At 70.4% G+C, this 21,318-nt stretch carries 12 protein-coding genes, 1 tRNA gene, 1 rRNA gene and 1 pseudogene; 12 read left to right on the top strand and 3 right to left on the bottom strand.

Annotated features, from left to right (window positions below; all coding sequences use genetic code 11):
- The 3 genes and pseudogenes from rrf to ACZ6AA_RS29415 all read left to right on the top strand — a co-directional run.
- Window positions 1-82: ribosomal RNA gene (rrf, locus tag ACZ6AA_RS29425) — 5S ribosomal RNA — on the top strand; the annotation flags it as partial.
- A gap of 91 nt (window positions 83-173) precedes the next feature.
- Window positions 174-860: pseudogene (locus ACZ6AA_RS29420) on the top strand (DegT/DnrJ/EryC1/StrS family aminotransferase); the annotation flags it as partial.
- Window positions 861-990: 130 nt separating this feature from the next.
- A tRNA-Thr gene (locus ACZ6AA_RS29415) sits at window positions 991-1,063 on the top strand.
- 91 nt (window positions 1,064-1,154) lie between these two features.
- Here ACZ6AA_RS29415 and ACZ6AA_RS29410 read toward each other — a convergent pair.
- On the bottom strand, window positions 1,155-3,815 hold the full coding sequence (locus ACZ6AA_RS29410; RefSeq protein ID WP_468456353.1) for a SpoIIE family protein phosphatase: 2,661 nt from the start codon (window positions 3,813-3,815) through the stop codon (window positions 1,155-1,157).
- Between the two features lie 264 nt (window positions 3,816-4,079).
- Here ACZ6AA_RS29410 and ACZ6AA_RS29405 point away from each other — a divergent pair, with 264 nt between their 5' ends.
- The 9 genes from ACZ6AA_RS29405 (at window position 4,080) to ACZ6AA_RS29365 (ending at window position 18,796) form a co-directional block, all read left to right on the top strand.
- Window positions 4,080-9,614, top strand: a complete 5,535-nt coding sequence (locus ACZ6AA_RS29405) for a HAMP domain-containing protein (protein WP_468456351.1) — start codon at window positions 4,080-4,082, stop codon at window positions 9,612-9,614.
- 309 nt (window positions 9,615-9,923) lie between these two features.
- Entirely contained in the window at window positions 9,924-10,607 is a 684-nt protein-coding gene (locus tag ACZ6AA_RS29400; RefSeq protein WP_468456349.1) for a response regulator, read from the top strand.
- 127 nt (window positions 10,608-10,734) lie between these two features.
- On the top strand, window positions 10,735-13,524 hold the full coding sequence (locus tag ACZ6AA_RS29395; RefSeq protein WP_471460777.1) for an FtsK/SpoIIIE family DNA translocase: 2,790 nt from the start codon (window positions 10,735-10,737) through the stop codon (window positions 13,522-13,524).
- Between the two features lie 267 nt (window positions 13,525-13,791).
- The gene (locus tag ACZ6AA_RS29390; RefSeq protein ID WP_468456345.1) at window positions 13,792-14,655 is read left to right on the top strand and encodes a helix-turn-helix domain-containing protein; all 864 of its coding nucleotides are present in this window, start codon (window positions 13,792-13,794) and stop codon (window positions 14,653-14,655) included.
- Between the two features lie 84 nt (window positions 14,656-14,739).
- Window positions 14,740-16,269 carry a 30S ribosomal protein S12 methylthiotransferase RimO gene (gene rimO, locus ACZ6AA_RS29385; RefSeq protein WP_468456343.1) on the top strand — a complete coding sequence of 510 codons (1,530 nt, stop codon included), beginning with the start codon at window positions 14,740-14,742 and terminating at the stop codon, window positions 16,267-16,269.
- Entirely contained in the window at window positions 16,266-16,979 is a 714-nt protein-coding gene (gene pgsA / locus ACZ6AA_RS29380; protein ID WP_468456341.1) for a CDP-diacylglycerol--glycerol-3-phosphate 3-phosphatidyltransferase, read from the top strand. Before rimO ends, pgsA begins: the two co-directional genes overlap by 4 nt.
- Before the next feature lie 83 nt (window positions 16,980-17,062).
- Window positions 17,063-17,578 carry a CinA family protein gene (locus ACZ6AA_RS29375; protein ID WP_471460827.1) on the top strand — a complete coding sequence of 172 codons (516 nt, stop codon included), beginning with the start codon at window positions 17,063-17,065 and terminating at the stop codon, window positions 17,576-17,578.
- Between the two features lie 109 nt (window positions 17,579-17,687).
- Window positions 17,688-18,062 (top strand): helix-turn-helix domain-containing protein, encoded by a 375-nt coding sequence (locus ACZ6AA_RS29370; protein WP_030362858.1) that lies wholly within the window; start codon window positions 17,688-17,690, stop codon window positions 18,060-18,062.
- 263 nt (window positions 18,063-18,325) lie between these two features.
- Window positions 18,326-18,796, top strand: coding sequence for a Dps family protein (locus ACZ6AA_RS29365; protein WP_030362857.1), 471 nt, complete (start codon window positions 18,326-18,328; stop codon window positions 18,794-18,796).
- Between the two features lie 564 nt (window positions 18,797-19,360).
- Here ACZ6AA_RS29365 and ACZ6AA_RS29360 read toward each other — a convergent pair.
- Entirely contained in the window at window positions 19,361-20,137 is a 777-nt protein-coding gene (locus ACZ6AA_RS29360; RefSeq protein WP_468456337.1) for an SDR family NAD(P)-dependent oxidoreductase, read from the bottom strand.
- 70 nt (window positions 20,138-20,207) lie between these two features.
- Window positions 20,208-21,008 (bottom strand): Fpg/Nei family DNA glycosylase, encoded by an 801-nt coding sequence (locus ACZ6AA_RS29355; protein ID WP_468483065.1) that lies wholly within the window; start codon window positions 21,006-21,008, stop codon window positions 20,208-20,210.
- Window positions 21,009-21,318 lie beyond the last annotated feature (310 nt).

Here is a 21,318-nt window from a genome sequence, read left to right as displayed (position 1 = left end):
CATTCCGAACCCGGAAGCTAAGCCTTACAGCGCCGATGGTACTGCAGGGGGGACCCTGTGGGAGAGTAGGACGCCGCCGAACTAAATTTGATAAAAGAGCTGGTCCCTGAACTTCGGTTCAGGGACCAGCTCTTTTTTGTTGCGCGTTACTCCCCGTTCACGTTGCGCGACCAACATCCGCAGACATGGGAACACTTGCGATGCTGCGAGCCGCAGGAGTCGGCAGCGGGGACGAGGTCGTCGTCCCCGCCTACGGGAACGCCGAAGTGGCCGAGGCCGCCGTGCTCGCGGGCGCCATGCCCGTGTTCGCGGACATCGACCCACGGACGTACTGCCTCGACCCCGAGGCGGTCGACGCCGTCGTCACCCCCCGCACGGCCGCTGTGGTCGCCGTACACCGCTTCGGGAACCAGGCGGACATCGCCGGGCTGCACGCCGTCGGACAGCGGCACGGGCTCCTCGTACTGGAGCACGCGGAGCCGGACGCGCCGCGTGACGGGATCGCGCAGCGGCAGGCGTACGCCTCGTATCTGAACGGGCGCCTCACCGGAGTGATAACGCCGGCCGGAGGAGCCGCACACAGCCACCAGTACGTCGTGCGGGTGCCCGGGAACGGGCGGCCGGACCGCGACGCGTTCGCGCGCGCCGTACAGGCCAGGGGAGTTGACTGCCACGTACCCGTGAAGACGCCGCTGCACCGGACGCCGAAGTACTGGCGGGACGTGGAACTGCCGCAGACCGAGCGGGCCGCCGACGAGACGCTCGCGCTGCCCGTGGACGCCTCGTTGACGCGACGGGAACTCCAGCGGATCGTGTCGGCGTGCAACGCGCTCGGCGGGCTGCTGCAGCCCGCATTCTGAATCCGGCCGGATCCGGCCAGTTGCTCGGCGCATGAGGAGACGGCCGTGAGGAGACGGCGGTTCTGAGGCGCCCGATGTTCGGGTATGATCTATTCCGTTGCCGCGCGGGAAACCGCGCAGAACGCAATTGGCCCCTATAGCTCAGTCGGTAGAGCGTCTCCATGGTAAGGAGAAGGTCAGCGGTTCGATTCCGCTTGGGGGCTCAGAGATTGAAGGAAAGAGAGAAGGCCATCGTCCTGGGGACGGTGGCCTTCTTTGTTGTGGGCCCCCTCCGTCGGAGGGGGCGGTCGTCGGTCAGTCGTCGAGGCCGGGAACGCGCATGGCCAGGATCGCCATGTCGTCCGACGGGGCGTCCGACGCGAAGCGCTCCACCGCACGCATGATGCGGGCCGCCACCGCGCCCGCCGTGAGCCCCGTGCACGTCGTGAGGACATCGGCGAGGCCGTCGTCGCCCAGCATGCGCGTGCCCTCGCGGCGCTCCGTCACGCCGTCCGTGACGCACAGCAGGACATCCCCGGGATCCAGCGTCACCGTCTGCTCGTACAGCTCCAGGTCGTCCATGACGCCGAGCAGGGGCTGCGGCTCCGCGTACGGCTCCACCGTGCCGTCCTGGCGCAGGCGCAGCGGCAGGGGATGGCCGGCGCAGACGATCTTCAGGACCGCAGAGCCGTCCTCCTGGGGCCACAACTCGCCGTACAGGAGCGTCAGGAAGCGGCTGCGGGCGCCCTCGTCGAGGATCGCCGCGTTCAGGCGCTCCAGGACCGCGGGGCCGCCGAAGCCCTCGCGGGCCAGCAGGCGCAGGGCGTGCCGGGCCAGGCCCGTGACCGCGGCCGCCTCCGGGCCCGTGCCGCAGACGTCGCCGATCGCGAAGCCGTACGCGCCGTCGCGGATCGGGAAGAGGTCGTAGAAGTCACCGCCGACCTCGTTGCCCTCGCCGGCCGCGCGGTAGATGACCTCAACCTCGACGCCCGGGACCTGGGGCAGGCCGGGCGGGAGCAGGCTGCGCTGGAGGGACTGGCTGATCGCCATGCGTTCCGAGTACAGGCGGGCGTTGTCCAGGGCCAGGGCGGCACGGCGGGACAGGTCCTCGGCGAGCTCCAGGATCTCCTGGCGGAAGTGCTCGTCGGACGGCTTGCCGAGCACCAGCATGCCGATGACGCGGTTGCGGGCGACCAGGGGCAGAACCACCGTCTCGCCGCCCACCGCGGAGGCCGTCGACAAGGTCGTGCCGATGCCCGCGCCGACCGACATCGGCTCGCCGAGGCCGAGGTTGCGCATCGACGTGCGCAGGGCGGCCTGGTGTGCGGCGTCGGAAGGGGCCGTCCAGACGCGGGCACCCGGGGTTGGGACCGGGTCCGGCGGGGCGACCTTCGTGAGGAGGGCCTTGAGGCCGTCGATGCGCTCCTCGTCCTCGTGCAGGACGTACGAGAGATACGGCTCCGACGCCTGGTCGGCGATCGTGTAGACGGCGCACCACGTGGCGAGCGTCGGCACGGTCATCTGGGCCATGAGGGCCAGGGTCTGGTCGCGGTCGAGGGTGCCCGCGAGCAGGTCGGAGGCCTCCACGAGGAAGGACAGGGAGCCGCGGCGCAGGCGTTCCAGCTCGCCGAGGCGGGCCGACTCGACGGCGAGGGCGATGCGGTCGGCGGCGAACTGCAGGCGCAGGGCCTCTTCGTTCGAGTACCGGTCGGGGGCCTCGGCGGCGACACCGAGCGAGCCCGTGAGGCGGCCCTCGACCTTCAGCGGGACCGTGACGACCGAGCGCATGCCGGTGCTGTTGAGCAGTGGGACGGCGCCCGGGACCACCGTGAGGTCCTCGTGGACGGCCGGGAGGCGGGCGGAGCCGTACCGGCCGGGGCCCGCCTCCACGGGGACGCGGGCGAAGCGCTGGCGGGCCGACGGCAGGCCCGTGGAGGCGCGGACCTCCAGCTCCGTCTCGTCGTCCGTGGCCAGGAGCAGGAAGGCCGCGTCGCCGTCGAGCATGTCGCGGGCGCGCTCGACCGTGCGCTGCAGGAGGCCGTCCAGGTCCTCGGGGGCGGGGGAGCCGATGAAGACTTCGAAGGGGTCGGCGGCGCGTGGCTCGCTGAGGGTGCCGGACTCGGGGGAGGGGCCGCGCAGCGGGGTCTGCAGGACGGCGCGCTCGTCGTCGCGTACGAGAAGGCAGACCGTGGAGGGCTCGCCGTCGGTGTCGCGCACGCGCAGGTGCGAGGCGTAGACGGGGATGACGCGGCCGCCGGAGTCGCGGATGCCGTAGCTGCCCTCCCAGCGGGAGAGCTGGAGGGCGTCGACGATGCCGGTGCTGGTGCCGGGGGTGTGCGGCCAGGCGGCGAGGTCGGTGAGGGGCTTGCCGGTGACCTGCTCGGCGACGTACCCGAAGAGTTCCTCGGCGTCCTCGTTCCACGCGGAGATGGCGCCCGCGCGGTCGATCTGGACGACGGCGACGCGGACGCGGCCGTCGGTGATCGGGAGGAGGTCGGCCGGGAGGGCGGGGCCGGCGGCGCGGGTGCCGACGGGGCGGTCGGGCAGGTTGAGTTGGAACCAGACCTGCTTGTGGGTCGAGGTGTAGTCGACGCCCCAGCGGGTGGCGAGCGCGGCGCAGAGCTGGAGGCCGCGGCCGCCCTCGCGGTCGGGGCTGCCCATGGTCGCCGGGGAGTTCTGGAGGGGGATCTCACGCTCGGGATAGTGGTCGGAGACCTCGATGCGGACGGCGTCCTCGGTGCGCAGACACAGGACGTCGGCGGCGGTGCCCGCGTGGACGACGGCGTTCGTGACGAGTTCACTGGTCAGAACGACCGCGTCGTCGACGATGTCGGAGAACCCCCAGCCCTGGAGGGTGTCTCTGACGAACGAACGGGCCGTCGCGACGGAACGCCCGACGGGTTCGAAAGTCGCAGCCGCGCGCGCGGTGATCACAGAGCTCCTCGTCCGTTGTCCCCCGGGAATCTGCAGTCCCATGGTGCGGCCGCCCCTCCGATGCCCGCTGTTTATGTGTGCCACCGCCCTGGCCGGGCAGGACCGGGGTGGTTGGACAGCCGGATGCCAGGTTACTTACCTTCGCCGTCCAAGCTGATGCCGGTCGCCAGTGTTTCCGCCCGGAGGGTGTGCGGACGGTGTGCGAAGCTGCCGAACTGTTATGGCCTGGTTCGGCCATGGTGAAACACTGGGGACGCTTCCAGATGGAGCCCCAGCAGTACGGTCGACCCTTGCGGGAGGGACACAGTGGAGTCTGGCGCTGCGACGCGTGCCACCAAGACGCGCGCGAAAGACGGACGGTCCCTGAGCAGTCAGCGCAAGCCGCGGAACGGGACGACGGCCACGGTGGACGCCGCGGCCCTCAACAGGCTGCTTGTCGCCCTGGTGGCGATGCGGGACGGGAACTTCCGTAAGCGCCTGACGGTCTCGGGCGACGATGTGATGTCGGAGATCGCCGCCGTCTTCAACGAGGTCGCCGACCGCAATCTCCACCTCACCGGTGAGCTGTCGCGGGTGCGGCGCACGGTGGGGCGTGAGGGAAAGCTCACAGAGCGGCTGCAGGGCGGGGCCATGGAGGGCTCCTGGGCGGCGGCGATCGACGCCTCGAACGCCCTCGTGGAGGATCTCGTACGGCCTGTCTCCGAGGTCGGCCGGGTGCTTTCCGCGGTCGCGGAGGGCGACCTGGAGCAGCGCATGGAGCTGCGCGCGGAGGCGGACGAGGGCAACGGCCATCCGCTGCGCGGTGAGTTCCTGAAGGTCGGGCGCACGGTCAACAACCTGGTCGACCAGCTGTCCACGTTCACGGACGAGGTCACGCGCGTGGCCAGCGAGGTCGGCACGGAGGGCAAGCTCGGCGGGCAGGCCCGGTTGCGCGGTATGTCCGGTTCGTGGAAGGACCTCACGGACTCGGTCAACACGATGGCGTACCGGCTGACGGCGCAGGTGCGTGACATCGCCCTGGTGACGACGGCGGTCGCCAAGGGAGATCTGTCCCGCAAGGTCACGGTGCATGTGGCCGGCGAGATGCTGGAGCTGAAGAACACCGTCAACACGATGGTGGACCAGCTGTCCTCGTTCTCCTCCGAGGTGACCCGGGTCGCGCGGGAGGTCGGCACGGAGGGCGAGCTCGGCGGGCAGGCGCAGGTGCCGGGTGTCGCGGGTGTGTGGAAGGACCTCACCGACTCGGTGAACCTGATGGCGGGCAACCTGACCGCGCAGGTGCGGGGCATCGCGCAGGTCACGACGGCCGTCGCGAACGGCGATCTGTCGCAGAAGGTGCGGGTGAGCGCGCGCGGCGAGGTGGCCCAGCTCGCCGAGACCATCAACCAGATGACGGAGACGCTGCGGACGTTCGCGGACGAGGTCACGCGCGTCGCCAACGAGGTCGGCGCGGAGGGGCAGCTCGGCGGGCAGGCCAATGTGCCGGGTGCGGCCGGGACGTGGAAGGACCTGACCGACTCCGTCAACACGGTGTTCAGGAACCTGACGACGCAGGTGCGGGACATCGCGCAGGTGACGACGGCGGTGGCCAACGGCGACCTGTCGCAGAAGGTCACCGTCGATGTCGCGGGCGAGATGCTGGAGTTGAAGAACACCGTCAACACGATGGTGGACCAGCTCTCCGCGTTCGGTGCCGAGGTGACGCGGGTGGCGCGCGAGGTCGGTGTCGAGGGCGAGCTCGGCGGGCAGGCGCAGGTGCCGGGCGCCGCCGGGACGTGGAAGGACCTCACCGACTCGGTGAACACCGCCTTCCGCAACCTCACCGGGCAGGTGCGCAACATCGCGCAGGTGACGACGGCGGTGGCCAACGGAGACCTCTCCCAGAAGGTCACGGTCGACGTCTCCGGAGAGATGCTCCAGCTGAAGAACACCGTGAACACGATGGTGGACCAGCTGTCGTCGTTCGCCGACCAGGTCACGCGGATGGCGCGGGACGTGGGCACGGAGGGGCGGCTCGGCGGCCAGGCGCGCGTGGACGGCGTCAGCGGTACGTGGAAGGAGCTCACGGACTCCGTCAACTTCATGGCGGGGAACCTGACTTCGCAGGTGCGCCAGATCGCCCAGGTGACGACGGCGGTCGCCCGCGGTGACCTGTCGCAGAAGATCGACGTGGACGCGCGCGGGGAGATCCTGGAGCTGAAGAACACCATCAACACGATGGTGGACCAGCTCTCCGCGTTCGCCGACCAGGTGACGCGCGTGGCGCGGGAAGTGGGCACGGAAGGGCGCCTCGGCGGCCAGGCGCAGGTGCCGGGCGTCGCCGGTGTGTGGCGCGACCTGACCGACTCGGTGAACGGCATGGCCGGGAACCTCACGGCTCAGGTGCGCAACATCGCGCAGGTCGCGACGGCGGTCGCCCGCGGTGACCTGTCGCAGAAGATCGATGTGGACGCCCGGGGCGAGATCCTGGAGCTGAAGAACACCCTCAACACGATGGTGGACCAGCTGTCGGCCTTCGCCGAACAGGTGACGCGGGTGTCCCGCGAGGTGGGTACGGACGGCATCCTCGGCGGGCAGGCAGAGGTGCAGGGCGTGTCGGGTACGTGGAAGGACCTGACGCAGTCCGTGAACGGCATGGCGAACAACCTGACCCTCCAGGTGCGCAACATCGCCGAGGTCACCACGGCTGTCGCCATGGGTGACCTGTCCAAGAAGATCACCGTCGACGCCAAGGGCGAGATCCTCGAGCTCGTCACGACCGTGAACACGATGGTCGACCAGCTGTCGTCGTTCGCGGAGCAGGTCACGCGGGTGGCCCGTGAGGTGGGCACGGAGGGCAAGCTGGGCGGCCAGGCGCGGGTGGTCGGCGTCACGGGCATCTGGAAGGACCTCAGCGACAACGTCAACCTGATGGCCAACAACCTGACCATGCAGGTGCGCAACATCTCGCAGGTCGCCGCGTCCGTCGCCAACGGCGACCTCACGAAGACGGTGACGATCGAGGCGCGCGGCGAGGTCGCGCAGCTCGCCGACACCTTCAACACGATGGTGAAGACGCTGAGTTCGTTCGCCGACCAGGTCACCAAGGTGGCCCGTGAAGTGGGCACGGACGGCATCCTCGGCGGGCAGGCCCGCGTCCCGGGAGTCTCGGGTACGTGGAAGGACCTCACCGAGTCCGTGAACGGGATGGCGTCCAACCTGACCGGGCAGGTGCGCAACATCGCGATGGTCACGACGGCCATCGCCAAGGGCGACCTCACCAAGAAGATCGACATCGACGCGCGCGGCGAGATCCTGGAGCTCAAGACCACCATCAACACGATGGTCGACCAGCTCTCCTCGTTCGCCGAGCAGGTCACCCGGGTCGCCCGCGAGGTGGGCACCGAGGGGCAGCTGGGCGGTCAGGCGCGGGTGCGGGACGTCGACGGGACCTGGCGGGACCTGACGGAGTCCGTGAACGAGATGGCCGGGAACCTCACCCGGCAGGTGCGCGCCATCGCGGCCGTCGCCACGGCGGTGACGCGCGGCGACCTCAACCTGAAGATCGACGTGGACGCGGCGGGCGAGATCCAGGTCCTCCAGGACAACATCAACACGATGATCGCGAACCTCCGCGACACCACCCTCGCCAACAAGGAGCAGGACTGGCTCAAGGGCAACCTGGCGCGGATCTCCGGCCTGATGCAGGGCCGCCGCGACCTGGAGGACGTGGCCTCGCTGATCATGAGCGAGCTGACGCCGGTCGTCTCGGCGCAGCACGGCGCGTTCTTCCTGGCCATGCCGACCGACGACGCGAGTGACCTCGGCGGTGACGAGGACGCGTACGAACTGCGCATGCTCGGCAGCTACGGCTATTCGATGGGGTCGATGCCGACGTCGTTCCGGCCGGGGGAGACGCTGATCGGCACGGCCGCCAAGGAGCGGCGCACGATCCTCGTGGAGAACGCCCCGTCCGGCTATCTGCGGATCGCCTCCGGGCTCGGTGAGGCGCCCCCGGCGCAGGTCATCGTGTTGCCGGTGCTCTTCGAAGGCAAGGTGCTCGGCGTCATCGAGCTGGCGTCCTTCCAGCCGTTCACGCACATCCAGAAGGACTTCCTCAGCCAGATCGCCGAGATGATCGCGACGAGCGTCAACACCATCAGCGTCAACACGAAGACGGAGATCCTGCTCAAGCAGTCGCAGGAGCTCACCGAGCAACTGCGGGAGCGCTCCGCGGAGTTGGAGAACCGGCAGAAGGCGCTGCAGGAGTCCAACGCCGAGCTGGAGGACAAGGCGGCGCTGCTCGCCCAGCAGAACCGCGACATCGAGGTCAAGAACACCGAGATCGAAGAGGCCCGGCAGGTCCTTGAGGAGCGCGCCGAGCAGCTCGCGGTGTCGATGCGCTACAAGTCCGAGTTCCTGGCGAACATGTCGCACGAGCTGCGCACCCCGCTCAACTCGCTGCTCATCCTCGCCAAGCTGCTCGCCGACAACGCCGACGCGAACCTCACGCCCAAGCAGGTGGAGTTCGCCGAGACGATCCACGGCGCGGGCTCGGACCTGCTCCAGCTGATCAACGACATCCTCGACCTGTCGAAGGTCGAGGCGGGCAAGATGGACGTCAGCCCGACGCGCATCGCCCTGGTCCAACTCGTCGACTACGTAGAGGCCACTTTCCGGCCGTTGACCGCGGAGAAGGGCCTCGACTTCTCCGTACGGGTGTCGCCGGAGCTGTCGGCGACGCTGCACACGGACGAACAGCGCCTCCTTCAGGTGCTGCGCAACCTGCTGGCCAACGCGGTGAAGTTCACCGACTCCGGAGCGGTCGAACTGGTCATCCGGCTCGCCAGCAACGACGTGCCCAACGCCATCCGGGAGCAACTGCTCGAAGCCGGGTCGCTGCGGGACGCCGACGCCGACCTGATCGCCTTCTCCGTGGCCGACACCGGCATCGGCATCGCGGCCAGCAAGATGCGGGTGATCTTCGAGGCCTTCAAGCAGGCCGACGGCACGACCAGCCGCAAGTACGGCGGCACGGGCCTCGGCCTTTCGATCAGCCGGGAGATCGCACGGCTGCTCGGCGGCGAGATCCACGCGGCCAGCGAACCGGGGCGCGGCTCCACCTTCACGCTGTATTTGCCGCTGCACCCCAGCGAACTGCCGCCGCAGGGCTACACCCAGCTCCCGCCGCCGCCCGCGACTCCCGAGCTGCCCGCACTGGAGTCCCTGGAGTCCCTGCAGTCCCGGGAGACCGCCGCGGACGAGGACGGGCGCCCGGAGTCCCAGCCGCCCTCCGCCACGCCCCCGCAGGCGGCTCCTGGCCCCGCCGCGCTGTTCCGGCGCCGCCGCCGAGGCACGACGCCCGCCACGGGTCCGGCGCGGGCGGTCCCGGGGCAGCCCGCGGCCGCCTCCGGCGCGGGGGCGCCGGAGCAGTGGCAGGAGGGCGCGGGGCAGGAGGCTCCGGTCGCGCGGGTGCGCATCCAGTTCGGCGGCGAGAAGGTGCTCATTGTCGACGACGACATCCGCAATGTGTTCGCGCTCACCAGCGTCCTGGAGCAGCACGGCCTGTCCGTGCTGTACGCGGAGAACGGCCGGGAGGGCATCGAAGTCCTGGAGCAGCACGACGACGTGACCGTCGTCCTGATGGACATCATGATGCCGGAGATGGACGGCTACGCGACGACGACGGCGATCCGCCGCATGCCGCAGTTCGCCGGGCTGCCGATCATCGCGCTCACGGCGAAGGCCATGAAGGGCGACCGGGAGAAGGCCATCGACTCCGGGGCGTCGGACTATGTGACCAAGCCGGTCGACCCTGATCATCTGTTGTCGGTGATGCACCAGTGGATGCACCGGGAGTGACCCGGCGGTCCTTGCGCGGCCGGAAGCCGACTCAGGTACGGCGGGAAGGCGGCTCGCGGTCGGTGCGAAGAAGCCGCACCATTACGCGGAGTTGCTGACAGAGTGTGGCCGACGTCGTGTAGAACCGCGGTATTCGGGGAACCTTCTGGTCCGCCGCTGCGTTTCTGCTACGTGCACAGTGACATCGCGGTGACAGGGTGTGGCGACAGGCGGGGTGCGGCTACCATGACCGGCACAAGGACGGACGGCGCAAGGGAGCCGTCCCCTGGGGCGGCGCCCGGTGTACCGCCGGGGCGAGGAGGGCGGGCCATGGTGCAGAAGGCCAAGATCCTCCTGGTCGATGACCGGCCGGAGAATCTGCTGGCGCTGGAGGCCATCCTCTCTGCGCTCGATCAGACGCTGGTGCGGGCATCGTCCGGGGAGGAAGCGCTCAAAGCGCTGCTGACGGACGACTTCGCGGTCATTCTGCTGGACGTCCAGATGCCAGGAATGGACGGTTTCGAGACCGCCGCGCACATCAAGCGGCGGGAGCGGACCCGGGACATCCCGATCATCTTCCTCACCGCGATCAACCACGGCCCGCACCACACCTTCCGCGGGTACGCGGCCGGTGCCGTGGACTACATCTCCAAGCCCTTCGACCCGTGGGTGCTGCGCGCCAAGGTCTCGGTGTTCGTCGAGCTGTACATGAAGAACTGCCAACTGCGTGAGCAGGCGGCGCTGCTGCGGCTCCAGCTCGAAGGCGGCGCCAAGGCCGCGGCCGCGGAGGCCAAGGAGCCCGCCGGTCTGCTCGCCGAGCTCTCGGCGCGCCTCGCGGCCGTCGAGGAGCAGGCGGAGGCGCTGTCCAAGCAGTTGGACGACGAGTCGGCGGACGCCGCCGCCGTCGCCACGGCAGCCCATCTCGAACGCAAACTCACGGGTTTGCGCAGGGCTCTTGACGCACTGGAGCCGGGGACGGGCAGCGGCGCCCCTTCGGTGCCGTCGCAGAACTGACGCGCGCGCAGGTCCCGCCCGCCCACTGTGAACACCCGTCAGTTTCCCGCCCCGGCAAGGGCGACACAGACGGGTGAAGCAGTGGGCACACGTGTCCACCGTCGTCTCCCCCGGTAACCTCACACCCATGGCCTCACGTCAGCCCGCAGCCAAGAAGACGCCCGCGAAGAAGGCGGCCGCGCCGACCAAGGCTCCGGCGAAGAAGGCCGCCGCCAAGAAAGCGCCCGCGAAGCCCGCGGCGAAGAAGGCGCCCGCCAAGAAGGCCGCGGCCAAGAAGCCCGCCCCGAAGCCGGCGCCGAGCCCCACCAACGGCCTCTACCGCGTGGTGCGCGCCGTCTGGCTCGGCATCGCGCACGCGGTGGGCGCGATGTTCCGCGGTGTGGGACGTGGCGCCAAGGGCCTCGACCCGGCGCACCGCAAGGACGGCATTGCGCTGCTGCTGCTCGGCCTCGCCCTGATCGTCGCCGCGGGCACCTGGTCCAATCTGCGCGGGCCCGTGGGCGACCTGGTCGAGATGCTGGTGACCGGCGCCTTCGGCCGGCTCGACCTGCTGGTGCCGATACTGCTCGCGGCCATCGCCGTGCGGTTCATCCGGCACCCCGAGAAGATCGACGCCAACGGCCGCATCGTGATCGGCCTGTCCGCGCTCGTCGTCGGCGTGCTCGGACAGGTGCACATCGCGTGCGGGTCGCCCGCGCGCGACGACGGCATGCAGGCGATAAGGGACGCGGGCGGGCTCATCGGCTGGGGCGTGTCCACGCCGCTGAACAAGGCCATGGGCGAGGTCCTCGCCGTACCGATGCTGGTGCTGCTGACCGTCTTCGGGCTGCTCGTCGTCACGGCCACCCCCGTCAACGCCATCCCGCAGCGGCTGCGGCAGCTCGGTGTGCGGCTCGGCGTCGTGGAGGCGCCCGCGGGGGAGGGCGCCTACGGGGACCACGGCGAGTACGCCGACTACGCGGGTTACTCGGAGGACGACACCGACGACGAGCGCTACGACGAGCAGTGGCGCGAGGCCCTGCCCGCGCGGCGCCGCAGGAAGCCCGGGAGCGGCCCGCAGGGGCCCTCGGCCGACGAGGCGGAGGAGGAGGCGCTGTCGAAGCGGCGCAGGCCGCGTCGCGCGTCTGTGCGACCCGACCTCGACCGCCCCATGGACGCCGTGGACGTGGCCGCCGCGGCGGCCGCGGCGCTCGACGGCGCCGTCATGCACGGCATGCCGCCCTCGGCCCTGGTCGCCGACCTCACGCAGGGCGTCACCGTGGACCGCGAGGAGCACGAGCGGTCCGCCCCCGTGCCGCCGGCCCGCGCCACCGAGGCCCCCGTCCCGGGCAGGAAGGCGGCGCCCCAGGCCGCCGCGGGCGGCGGCGTCCCCGACCTGACCAAGGCCGCCCCCGAAAAGCCCCGCGACCTGCCCCCGCGCGCGGAGCAACTGCAGCTCTCCGGAGACATCACCTACTCGCTGCCCTCGCTCGACCTCCTGGAGCGAGGCGGCCCCGGCAAGGCCCGCAGCGCCGCGAACGACGCGGTGGTGGACTCCCTCACGAACGTCTTCAGCGAGTTCAAGGTCGACGCCGACGTCACCGGCTTCACGCGCGGTCCGACGGTCACGCGCTACGAGATCGAGCTCGGCCCCGCCGTGAAGGTCGAGAAGATCACGGCCCTGGCCAAGAACATCGCGTACGCCGTGGCCTCCCCGGACGTGCGGATCATCTCGCCCATCCCCGGCAAGTCCGCGGTCGGCATCGAGATCCCCAACACCGACCGCGAGATGGTCAACGTCGGTGACGTCCTGCGCCTCGCGGACGCCGCGGAGGACGACCACCCGATGCTGGTGGCGCTCGGCAAGGACGTCGAGGGCGGCTACGTGATGGCCAACATGGCCAAGATGCCGCACATCCTGGTGGCCGGAGCCACCGGCTCCGGAAAGTCGTCGTGCATCAACTGCCTGATCACTTCGATCATGATAAGAGCGACGCCCGAGGACGTCCGGATGGTCCTCGTCGACCCCAAGCGCGTCGAGCTCACCGCGTACGAGGGCATCCCGCACCTGATCACGCCGATCATCACCAACCCCAAGCGGGCGGCCGAGGCGCTGCAGTGGGTCGTACGCGAGATGGACCTGCGCTACGACGACCTCGCGGCGTTCGGCTACCGGCACATCGACGACTTCAACCAGGCCATTCGCGACGGCAAGCTCAAGACGCCCGAGGGCAGCGAGCGGGAGCTGAAGACGTACCCGTATCTGCTGGTGATCGTCGACGAGCTCGCCGACCTGATGATGGTCGCGCCGCGGGACGTCGAGGACTCGATCGTGCGCATCACACAGCTCGCGCGGGCGGCGGGCATCCACCTGGTGCTCGCCACGCAGCGGCCCTCCGTGGACGTCGTGACCGGCCTCATCAAGGCAAACGTTCCCTCACGGCTCGCCTTCGCCACCTCCTCGCTCGCCGACAGCCGCGTCATCCTCGACCAGCCGGGAGCGGAGAAGCTGATCGGCAAGGGTGACGGTCTGTTCCTGCCGATGGGCGCGAACAAGCCCACCCGTATGCAGGGCGCCTTCGTCACCGAGGACGAGATCCACGCGGTCGTCCAGCACTGCAAGGACCAGATGGCGCCCGTCTTCCGCGACGACGTCACCGTGGCCACCAAGCAGAAGAAGGAGATCGACGAGGACATCGGCGACGACCTGGACCTGCTGTGCCAGGCGGCCGAGCTGGTCGTCTCCACCCAGTTCGGGTCCACGTCGATGCTCCAGCGCAAGCTGCGCGTCGGCTTCGCCAAGGCGGGCCGCCTGATGGACCTCATGGAGTCGCGGAACATCGTCGGACCGAGCGAAGGCTCAAAGGCACGTGACGTTCTTGTGAAACCCGATGAGCTGGATGGAGTGCTCGCCGTGATCCGCGGGGAGGCTCCCTGACGGAGCCGGTTCGCCCGTACGGAGCCGGTTTGGCCCCGGGGAGTCGTGTTCACCCGTACGGGGACGTGCTCACCCGTTCGAGAACGCAAGCAACCGTTTCTCTTCGGCTCACGTCAAGTTGAGGGGAAGAACAGCACGATGTCCCACCATCAGGATGTCCGGCCATTCTGATGGCGTACAAAGTCCGTCCGCCCGGTTGCCCCACCCTTTCTCGGCCCCCCTAGACTGAATGTCCGGCAGGTGGCTACACGCTCGAAAGGCGCACCCGTGTCCATCGGCAACTCCCCTGAAGACGACCACCCTTCAGACGACCGCCTCGCAGAGGACAGCCCCGCGGCCCCACGTCCCGCGGAAGAGCGTCCCTCGATCGGTCACGTCCTTCGGCAGGCACGCGTGGACGCGGGACTGACCGTCGACGAGATCAGTACGTCCACCCGGGTGCGCATCCCGATCGTGCACGCGATCGAACAGGACGACTTCTCCCGCTGCGGCGGCGACGTGTACGCCCGCGGGCACATCCGTACGCTGGCGCGCGCCGTAGGCATCGACCCCGCCCCGCTGGTCGCGCAGTACGACGCCGGCCACGGCGGCAGGCCGCCCGCGCCCACCCCGGCCGCGCCGCTGTTCGAGGCCGAGCGGATCCGCTCCGAGCCGCGCCGCCCGAACTGGACCGCGGCCATGGTGGCCGCCATCGTCGCCGTGATCGCCTTCGTCGGGTACACCGCGTTCAGCGGCGGCGACGACAGCGACGGCGGCCAGCCGATCGCCGAGGGCTCCACGCCCAGCAAGGCCGCCCCGAAGCCCAGCGGCAGCAAGCCCGCCGACCCCAAGCCGGACCCCTCGGACAGCGCCGTCGCCGGGGTGCCGCGGGACAAGGTGACCGTCAAGGTCGACGCCGCCGACGGCCGCAGCTGGATCTCCGTGAAGGACCACAACGGCCGACAGCTGTTCGACGGCCTGCTCAAGCAGGGCCAGACCAAGACCTTCCAGGACAAGCAGAAGATCGACCTCGTGCTCGGTGACGCCGGCGCGATCAAGCTGTTCGTGAACGGCAAGCCGGTCGACAACGAATTCGAACCGGGCCAGGTCGAGCGCCTGACGTACACGAAGGGTGACCCGGAAGTCGGCTGACCCGCCCCGCCCCGAGCGCCCGTCGCGATCACCAGTGAACCCTGGCGGCGGGCGCCGACGCATGGACGAAGTAGTCTTGATTCCATGCCCGAACGCCGCACCGTCGCCCTTGTCACGCTTGGCTGCGCCCGTAACGAGGTGGACTCGGAGGAGCTCGCAGGCCGCTTGGAGGCGGACGGCTGGGACCTCGTGGAGGACGCCGAGAACGCGGACGTAGCCGTCGTCAACACCTGCGGCTTCGTCGAAGCCGCCAAGAAGGACTCCGTAGACGCCCTGCTCGAAGCCAATGACCTCAAGGGTCACGGCAGGACTCAGGCCGTCGTGGCCGTCGGCTGCATGGCCGAGCGCTACGGCAAGGATCTCGCCGAGGCGCTGCCCGAAGCCGACGGCGTCCTCGGCTTCGACGACTACGCCGACATCTCCGACCGCCTGCAGACCATCCTCAACGGCGGCATCCACGCCTCGCACACCCCGCGCGACCGCCGCAAGCTGCTCCCGATCAGCCCCGCCGAGCGCCAGGAAGCGGGCACAGAGGTCTCCCTGCCCGGCCACGCGCCCGTGGACCTGCCCGAGGGCCTCGCGCCCGCCTCCGGGCCGCGTGCGCCCCTGCGCCGCCGCCTGGGGAGCAACCCGGTCGCCTCGGTGAAGCTCGCCTCCGGCTGCGACCGCAGGTGCTCCTTCTGCGCCATCCCGTCCTTCCGCGGCTCGTTCATCTCGCGCCGCCCTTCGGACGTGCTCGGCGAGACCCGCTGGCTGGCCGAGCAGGGCGTCAAGGAGGTCATGCTGGTCTCCGAGAACAACACCTCGTACGGCAAGGACCTCGGCGACATCCGCCTCCTGGAGACGCTGCTTCCCGAGCTGGCCGCCGTCGACGGCATCGAGCGCGTCCGGGTCAGCTATCTGCAGCCCGCCGAGATGCGTCCGGGGCTCATCGACGTCCTGACGTCCACGGAGAAGGTCGCGCCCTACTTCGACCTCTCCTTCCAGCACTCCGCGCCCGGCGTGCTGCGCGCGATGCGTCGCTTCGGAGACACCGATCGCTTCCTGGAGCTGCTCGACACCATCCGGAGCAAGGCCCCGCAGGCCGGTGTGCGGTCCAACTTCATCGTCGGCTTCCCCGGCGAGACCGAGGCCGACGTCGCCGAGCTGGAGCGGTTCCTCACGGGTGCGCGGCTCGACGCGATCGGCGTCTTCGGATACTCCGACGAGGAGGGCACCGAAGCGGCCACGTACGAGCACAAGCTCGACCAGGACACCGTCGACGAGCGGCTCGCGCGGGTCTCGCGGCTCGCGGAGGAGCTGACCTCCCAGCGTGCCGAGGAGCGCCTCGGCGAGCGCCTGGAGGTGCTGATCGAGTCCGTCGACGACGAGGACGGCGCCATCGGCCGCGCCGCGCACCAGGCGCCCGAGACGGACGGCCAGATCCGATTCGCGGACGCGACCGCTGGGGAGCCCTTGCACGTCGGCCGTATGGTCGTGGCAAAGGTGATCGGCACGGAAGGCGTGGATCTGGTGGCGGAGCAGTGCGAGCTCCTGGCAGACGGGGCCGGAGCCGGCCCCGAGGGCCCCGGTGCGGGCCGGTCCCGGGGCGTCGGCGAAGGGACGGTCAGATGACCCAAGTCCCGGCATCCGCGGCGGGCGGCTCCGGCGCGCACGGCGCGAAGCCGGTGCGCGGCGGGAAGCTGGGCGCCGCGGCGGTCGACCAGGCCAGCCTGTGGAACGTCGCGAACCTGCTGACCATGGTCCGGCTGCTGCTCGTGCCCGGCTTTGTGATGCTGCTCCTCGGCAACGGCGGCTACGACCCTGCCTGGCGCTCGTTCGCCTGGGCGGCCTTCGCCATCGCCATGATCACCGACCTCTTCGACGGTCACCTCGCCCGCACGTACAACCTGGTCACGGACTTCGGGAAGATCGCCGACCCCATCGCCGACAAAGCGATCATGGGGGCGGCGCTCATCTGTCTGTCCTGGCTGGGCGACCTGCCCTGGTGGGTGACCGGCGTGATCCTCGGGCGTGAGCTGGGAATCACACTGCTGCGCTTCTGGGTGATCCGCTACGGCGTCATCCCGGCCAGCCGCGGCGGCAAGATGAAGACGCTCGCGCAGGGCACAGCCGTCGGGATGTACGTCCTGGCGCTGACCGGCCCGCTCGCGACCCTGCGGTTCTGGGTGATGGCGGTCGCCGTCGTCCTCACCGTGGTCACCGGCCTGGACTATGTGAAGCAGGCCGTGGTGCTGCGCAGGCAGGGCATGGCGGCGCGTGCGGCCGAGGCCGCGGCGCGCGAGGAGTCCGGCTCGGAGCCTGAGCGGGGGGCCGCGAAGTGATGTCCGGGGGGTCGGTGGCGGGGGCCGGTGCCGGGGCCGGTGTGGCTACTGGTGCGGATGCCGGGGCCGGGGTCGCCGCCGAGGTGCTGCGGCTGCTCGCCGGGCGCGGTGAGACGCTCGCCGTCGCCGAATCCCTGACCGGCGGTCTCGTGGCCGCCGAGGTAACGTCGGTGCCGGGTGCCTCGCGGGTCTTCCGCGGCTCCGTCACGGCGTACGCGACGGAGCTGAAGCGGGATGTCCTCGGGGTGGACGGCGAGCTGCTCGCCGCCCGCGGAGCCGTCGACGGCGACGTCGCCCTGCAGATGGCCGCCGGTGTGCGCGAGCTGCTCGGCGCGGACTGGGGGCTCGCCACGACGGGCGTCGCCGGCCCCGATCCGCAGGACGGACAGGCGGTCGGAACGGTGTTCGTCGCGGTCGTCGGGCCGGGTTCCCCGCTTCGCTCTGAGGGGAATGTGGCCGGCCTGAGGTTGAACGGAATCCGTACGGAAATCCGTAGAGAGAGCGTACGCAGTGTGCTGGGACTGCTCCTTCGGCAGCTCTCGGAGGAACGCGCCGGGAACGGGCGGGCACAGGATACGGAACAGAACGGGGGGACTTGATGTTTGCAGCCCTGAGTGAACACGACATCGCTCCCCGCACGGCCGCCGCGCAAGGCGGTACGGTGGGGCGTGAAGGATGCGGCTACGCGGTCCGAGGAGGGAGCCACCGATGATTCTGCTCCGTCGCCTGCTGGGTGACGTGCTGCGTCGGCAGCGCCAGCGCCAGGGCCGTACTCTGCGCGAAGTCTCCTCGTCCGCCCGAGTCTCACTCGGCTATCTCTCCGAGGTGGAGCGGGGGCAGAAGGAGGCTTCCTCCGAGCTGCTTTCCGCGATCTGCGACGCGCTTGACGTACGGATGTCCGAGCTCATGCGAGAAGTGAGCGACGAGCTCTCGCTCGCCGAGCTGGCCCAGTCGGCAGCGGCTACGGAACCGGTGCGCGCACCGATGCGTCCGATGCTCAATTCCGTCTCGGTGACCGGTGTGCCACCGGAACGGGTGACCATCAAGGCGCCCGCGGAAGCGGTCGACGTCGTCGCCGCCTGACGTTCGGGCCCCTTACGCGCACAGAGCCCCGGCCGGGTTGTCCGGCCGGGGCTCTGCTGTCCCTGTTGCTGTCTCTGTCCTTGTCGCCTGGTGCTTCTCGCCTCCCTGCGGTGCCCGAAGTGGCCGTAATGAAGCGCTTGCGCGATGGTTGATGGTGTTTTGGACGGCGTTGTTTGGACAGCCGAGACACGAAGGCAGCCGACTGGCGATGACGGCCGACTGGCTGTGACAGCCGAGACGACAGTCAAGACGCGGAGGAATCGATGTACGTCGTGAAGAGCCCGTTGCCCGACGACGATCTGAAGACGGTGTCCGAGGCGCTGCAGGGCGCCCTCGTGGACCTCGTCGATCTGTCCCTGGTGGCCAAGCAGATCCACTGGAACGTGGTCGGCCCGCGCTTCCGCTCCGTGCACCTGCAGCTCGACGAGGTCGTGGACACCGCCCGGCTGCACTCCGACACCGTCGCCGAGCGTGCCTCCACACTCGGTGTCTCGCCCGACGGGCGGGCCGGGACGGTGGCGTCGAGCAGCGGCATCGGCCAGGTTCCCGACGGCTGGGTCAAGGACACCGACGCGGTCGGGGCGCTCGTGGACGCTCTCGGCGCGGTGATCACGCGGATGCGGGAGCGGGTGGGGGCCACCGGTGACGCGGATCCGGTCAGCCAGGACATCTTCATCCAGATCACAGCTGATCTGGAGAAGCATCACTGGATGTTCCAGGCCGAGAACGGATAGGGCTGGCGGGGGCGCCTCGGGAGACGGGGTGCCCTGGGGGTGGGCTGCCCTGGAGGGCGGGGTGCCCCTGGGGCGGGGTGGCGGGTCGCGGCAGCCCGTCCCGTCCGTGCCTGTCTGGTGAGGCGGGAGCAGGCCCGCCTACTGCCTGGCCGCGTGGCCGCGTGGCCGCCTGGCGAGTCTGGTCCTCGGGATGTTCTGGGACGTTCTTCAGGGGCTGGTGTCGGGTGGTGATGGCGGTGGCTGTGTGCCCTTCGGATGCGGCGGCGGGTGGGGCGGGGGAGACTCGGAAAGCCCGCGTCCGGCGTCGGTCCTGGCGGGCTCTCTGTGTGGCCGTGCGGTCGGCCCGGCTCCTGGCGGGAGGTGACAGCCGTGCCGTGGCGCGTCGTGCGGTGGGCGCCGATGCTGGGGCTTTCCGCCCTGTGGTGGTGGGCCGTCTTCCGGCTCGCCCTGGCGCCCGAGGCGGGGGTCCTTGAAGGGGCCGTCGCCGCCGGTGGGTGGGGGCTGAGTCTGCTGCCGGTGCACTGTGTGGCGAAGGGGCGGGCCGCGGGGGTTGCCCGGCGCAGGTCACCACGGCATCGCGACGCCGCCGTTCGGGCGCAGGATCTGGCCCGTCGTGAACGATGACGCGTCCGACGCCAGGTGCAGTACGGCGTGCGCCACGTCCTCCGGTTCGCCGACCCTGCCCAGGGGCGACCTGCGGGCCAGCGCAGCCTCCGTCGCCGCCTGCGCCTCCTCCTCGTGCCGGTGCGTCATCGGCGTACGCGTCCACCCCGGGGCCACGGCGTTGACCCGGATTCCGTGCTCCCCGACCTCCGCTGCCAGCGTCTTCGTCAGCTGTACGACGGCCGCCTTCGCCGAGGCGTAGCAGAGCAGGCCTGGGTGGCTGGTGTCGACCGCGCTCGACGCCATCGTCACGATGCTGCCGCCCGTGCCCGCGGCGATCATCGCCCCGGCCGCCGCCTGGCACGCGTACAGGACCCCCTTGAAGTTCACCCCGAGGACCCGGTCGAGGTCCTCGTCGCGGGTCTCCAGGACCGGGCTGCTGTGCATGATCCCGGCGATGGCCGCCATGACGTCCAGTCGGCCCGTCGACCCGGCCGCGTCCGCCACGGCCCCGTCGACCTGCGCTTTGTCGGCGACGTCCACGGTGTACGTGTACGCCGTGCCGCCGTCCGCCTTGATGCGCGTCGCCGTCTCCTTCAGGCCCTGGGCGTCGCGGTCGGCGCAGTGCACTGCCGCGCCCGCCTCGGCGAGCAGTACGGCGGTGGCGCGGCCGATTCCGCTGGCGGCGCCTGTGACGAACGCGGTGCGGTCGGTGAGGTCGTACGCCGTTATGGGCATGGCGGGACCGTACGGTGGGATCTGACGGTGCGTCAACTGGTTGGTTCGCGTGGGTGCGTGGGTGGTTCTGTCAGGGGGTGGGGCCCTGTTGGCAGGTCGGGCACCAGTACGTGGGGCGTTTGCGGGTGGGGTCGCCCTGGTCCGCCGAGCGCAGGGGTGTGCCGCAGCGCAGGCAGGGGCGGGGTGCGCGGCCGTACACGTACAGGCGTTGGCCGGGGCGGGTGCTGCCCGTCGTCGTGCGGGCCGGGCGGTCGCGGTTCGCCTCCAGGAGCTTCTTCGCCAGGGTCGGGAGGCGGGTGGCCTGCTCCTCGGAGAGTTCGCCGATCGGGAGCCAGGGGGTGGCTCTGAGCAGGAAGCAGAGTTCGCTCTTGTAGATGTTGCCGATGCCCGCGAGATTCCGTTGGTCGAGCAGCGCCTCGCCCAGGGCGCGCTCGGGGTCCGCCCGTAGGTTCCGCAGTGCCTGGTCCGGGTCCCAGTCCGGGCCCAGGAGGTCCGGGCCGAGGTGGCCCACGGCGCGGTGCTCGTCGGCCGTGCGGAGCAGTTCCAGGACCGGCAGGCGGTAGCCGACGGCTGTGTGGTCGGCGGTGGCGAGGATGGCGCGGATCTGGTGGGTGGGGCCGCCGCGCCAGCGTTCCCGCGGGGTGTACACGCGCCAGGAGCCGTCCATGCCCAGGTGGGAGTGGAGGGTGAGGCCGCCTTCTACGCGGGTGAGGAGGTGTTTGCCGCGGGCGGTTACGTCGAGGACGGTGCGGGTGGTCAGGTCGGTGGTGGCGAGCTTGGGGACGCGTAGGTCGGAGCGGGTGAGGGGGTGGCCGGAGAGGGTGGTGTGGAGGTGGTGGGCGGATTGGTGGACGGTGTCTCCTTCGGGCATGGGGGTAGCGTTCCACTTTTGCTGGCGGGGGCGCCTTGGGTGGTGGGGTGGGTCTTGTCGGGCGGCGGGGGCTCGGTGGGGGTTGCTGTCCTTCGCCCTCGCTTCGGTTCGTGGGGCGGGGCCGTGCCGGTATGTCCGTGCTCGCGTGTGCCTCCTCGTCGACAGTTCCTGTACGCCCGTCGTGGTGGGCCGAGCTGCGCGCGGACATACCGGCACGTCCCCTCCGGTTCGTTGGCGGGGATTGGTCCGGTGGGGGTTGAGCGTCCGGCCTTCGGTTCGGTGGGGGTGCGGTCGCTTCCCAGTCGCCCCC

Source organism: Streptomyces sp. NPDC040610 (assembly GCF_055594065.1).
The sequence above is the reverse complement of the archived record's forward strand: the minus strand, read 5'-3'. Positions and strand labels throughout refer to the sequence as shown.

What these genes read in the sequence shown, in the direction of transcription:
- ACZ6AA_RS29410 (WP_468456353.1), bottom strand. Translation starts at nt 3,815, where the DNA reads ATGGGACTGCAGATTCCCGGGGGACAACGGACGAGGAGCTCTGTGATC.
- ACZ6AA_RS29400 (WP_468456349.1), top strand. Translation starts at nt 9,924, where the DNA reads ATGGTGCAGAAGGCCAAGATCCTCCTGGTCGATGACCGGCCGGAGAAT.
- ACZ6AA_RS29395 (WP_471460777.1), top strand. Translation starts at nt 10,735, where the DNA reads ATGGCCTCACGTCAGCCCGCAGCCAAGAAGACGCCCGCGAAGAAGGCG.
- rimO (WP_468456343.1), top strand. Translation starts at nt 14,740, where the DNA reads ATGCCCGAACGCCGCACCGTCGCCCTTGTCACGCTTGGCTGCGCCCGT.
- pgsA (WP_468456341.1), top strand. Translation starts at nt 16,266, where the DNA reads ATGACCCAAGTCCCGGCATCCGCGGCGGGCGGCTCCGGCGCGCACGGC.
- ACZ6AA_RS29370 (WP_030362858.1), top strand. Translation starts at nt 17,688, where the DNA reads ATGATTCTGCTCCGTCGCCTGCTGGGTGACGTGCTGCGTCGGCAGCGC.
- ACZ6AA_RS29365 (WP_030362857.1), top strand. Translation starts at nt 18,326, where the DNA reads ATGTACGTCGTGAAGAGCCCGTTGCCCGACGACGATCTGAAGACGGTG.
- ACZ6AA_RS29360 (WP_468456337.1), bottom strand. Translation starts at nt 20,137, where the DNA reads ATGCCCATAACGGCGTACGACCTCACCGACCGCACCGCGTTCGTCACA.
- ACZ6AA_RS29355 (WP_468483065.1), bottom strand. Translation starts at nt 21,008, where the DNA reads ATGCCCGAAGGAGACACCGTCCACCAATCCGCCCACCACCTCCACACC.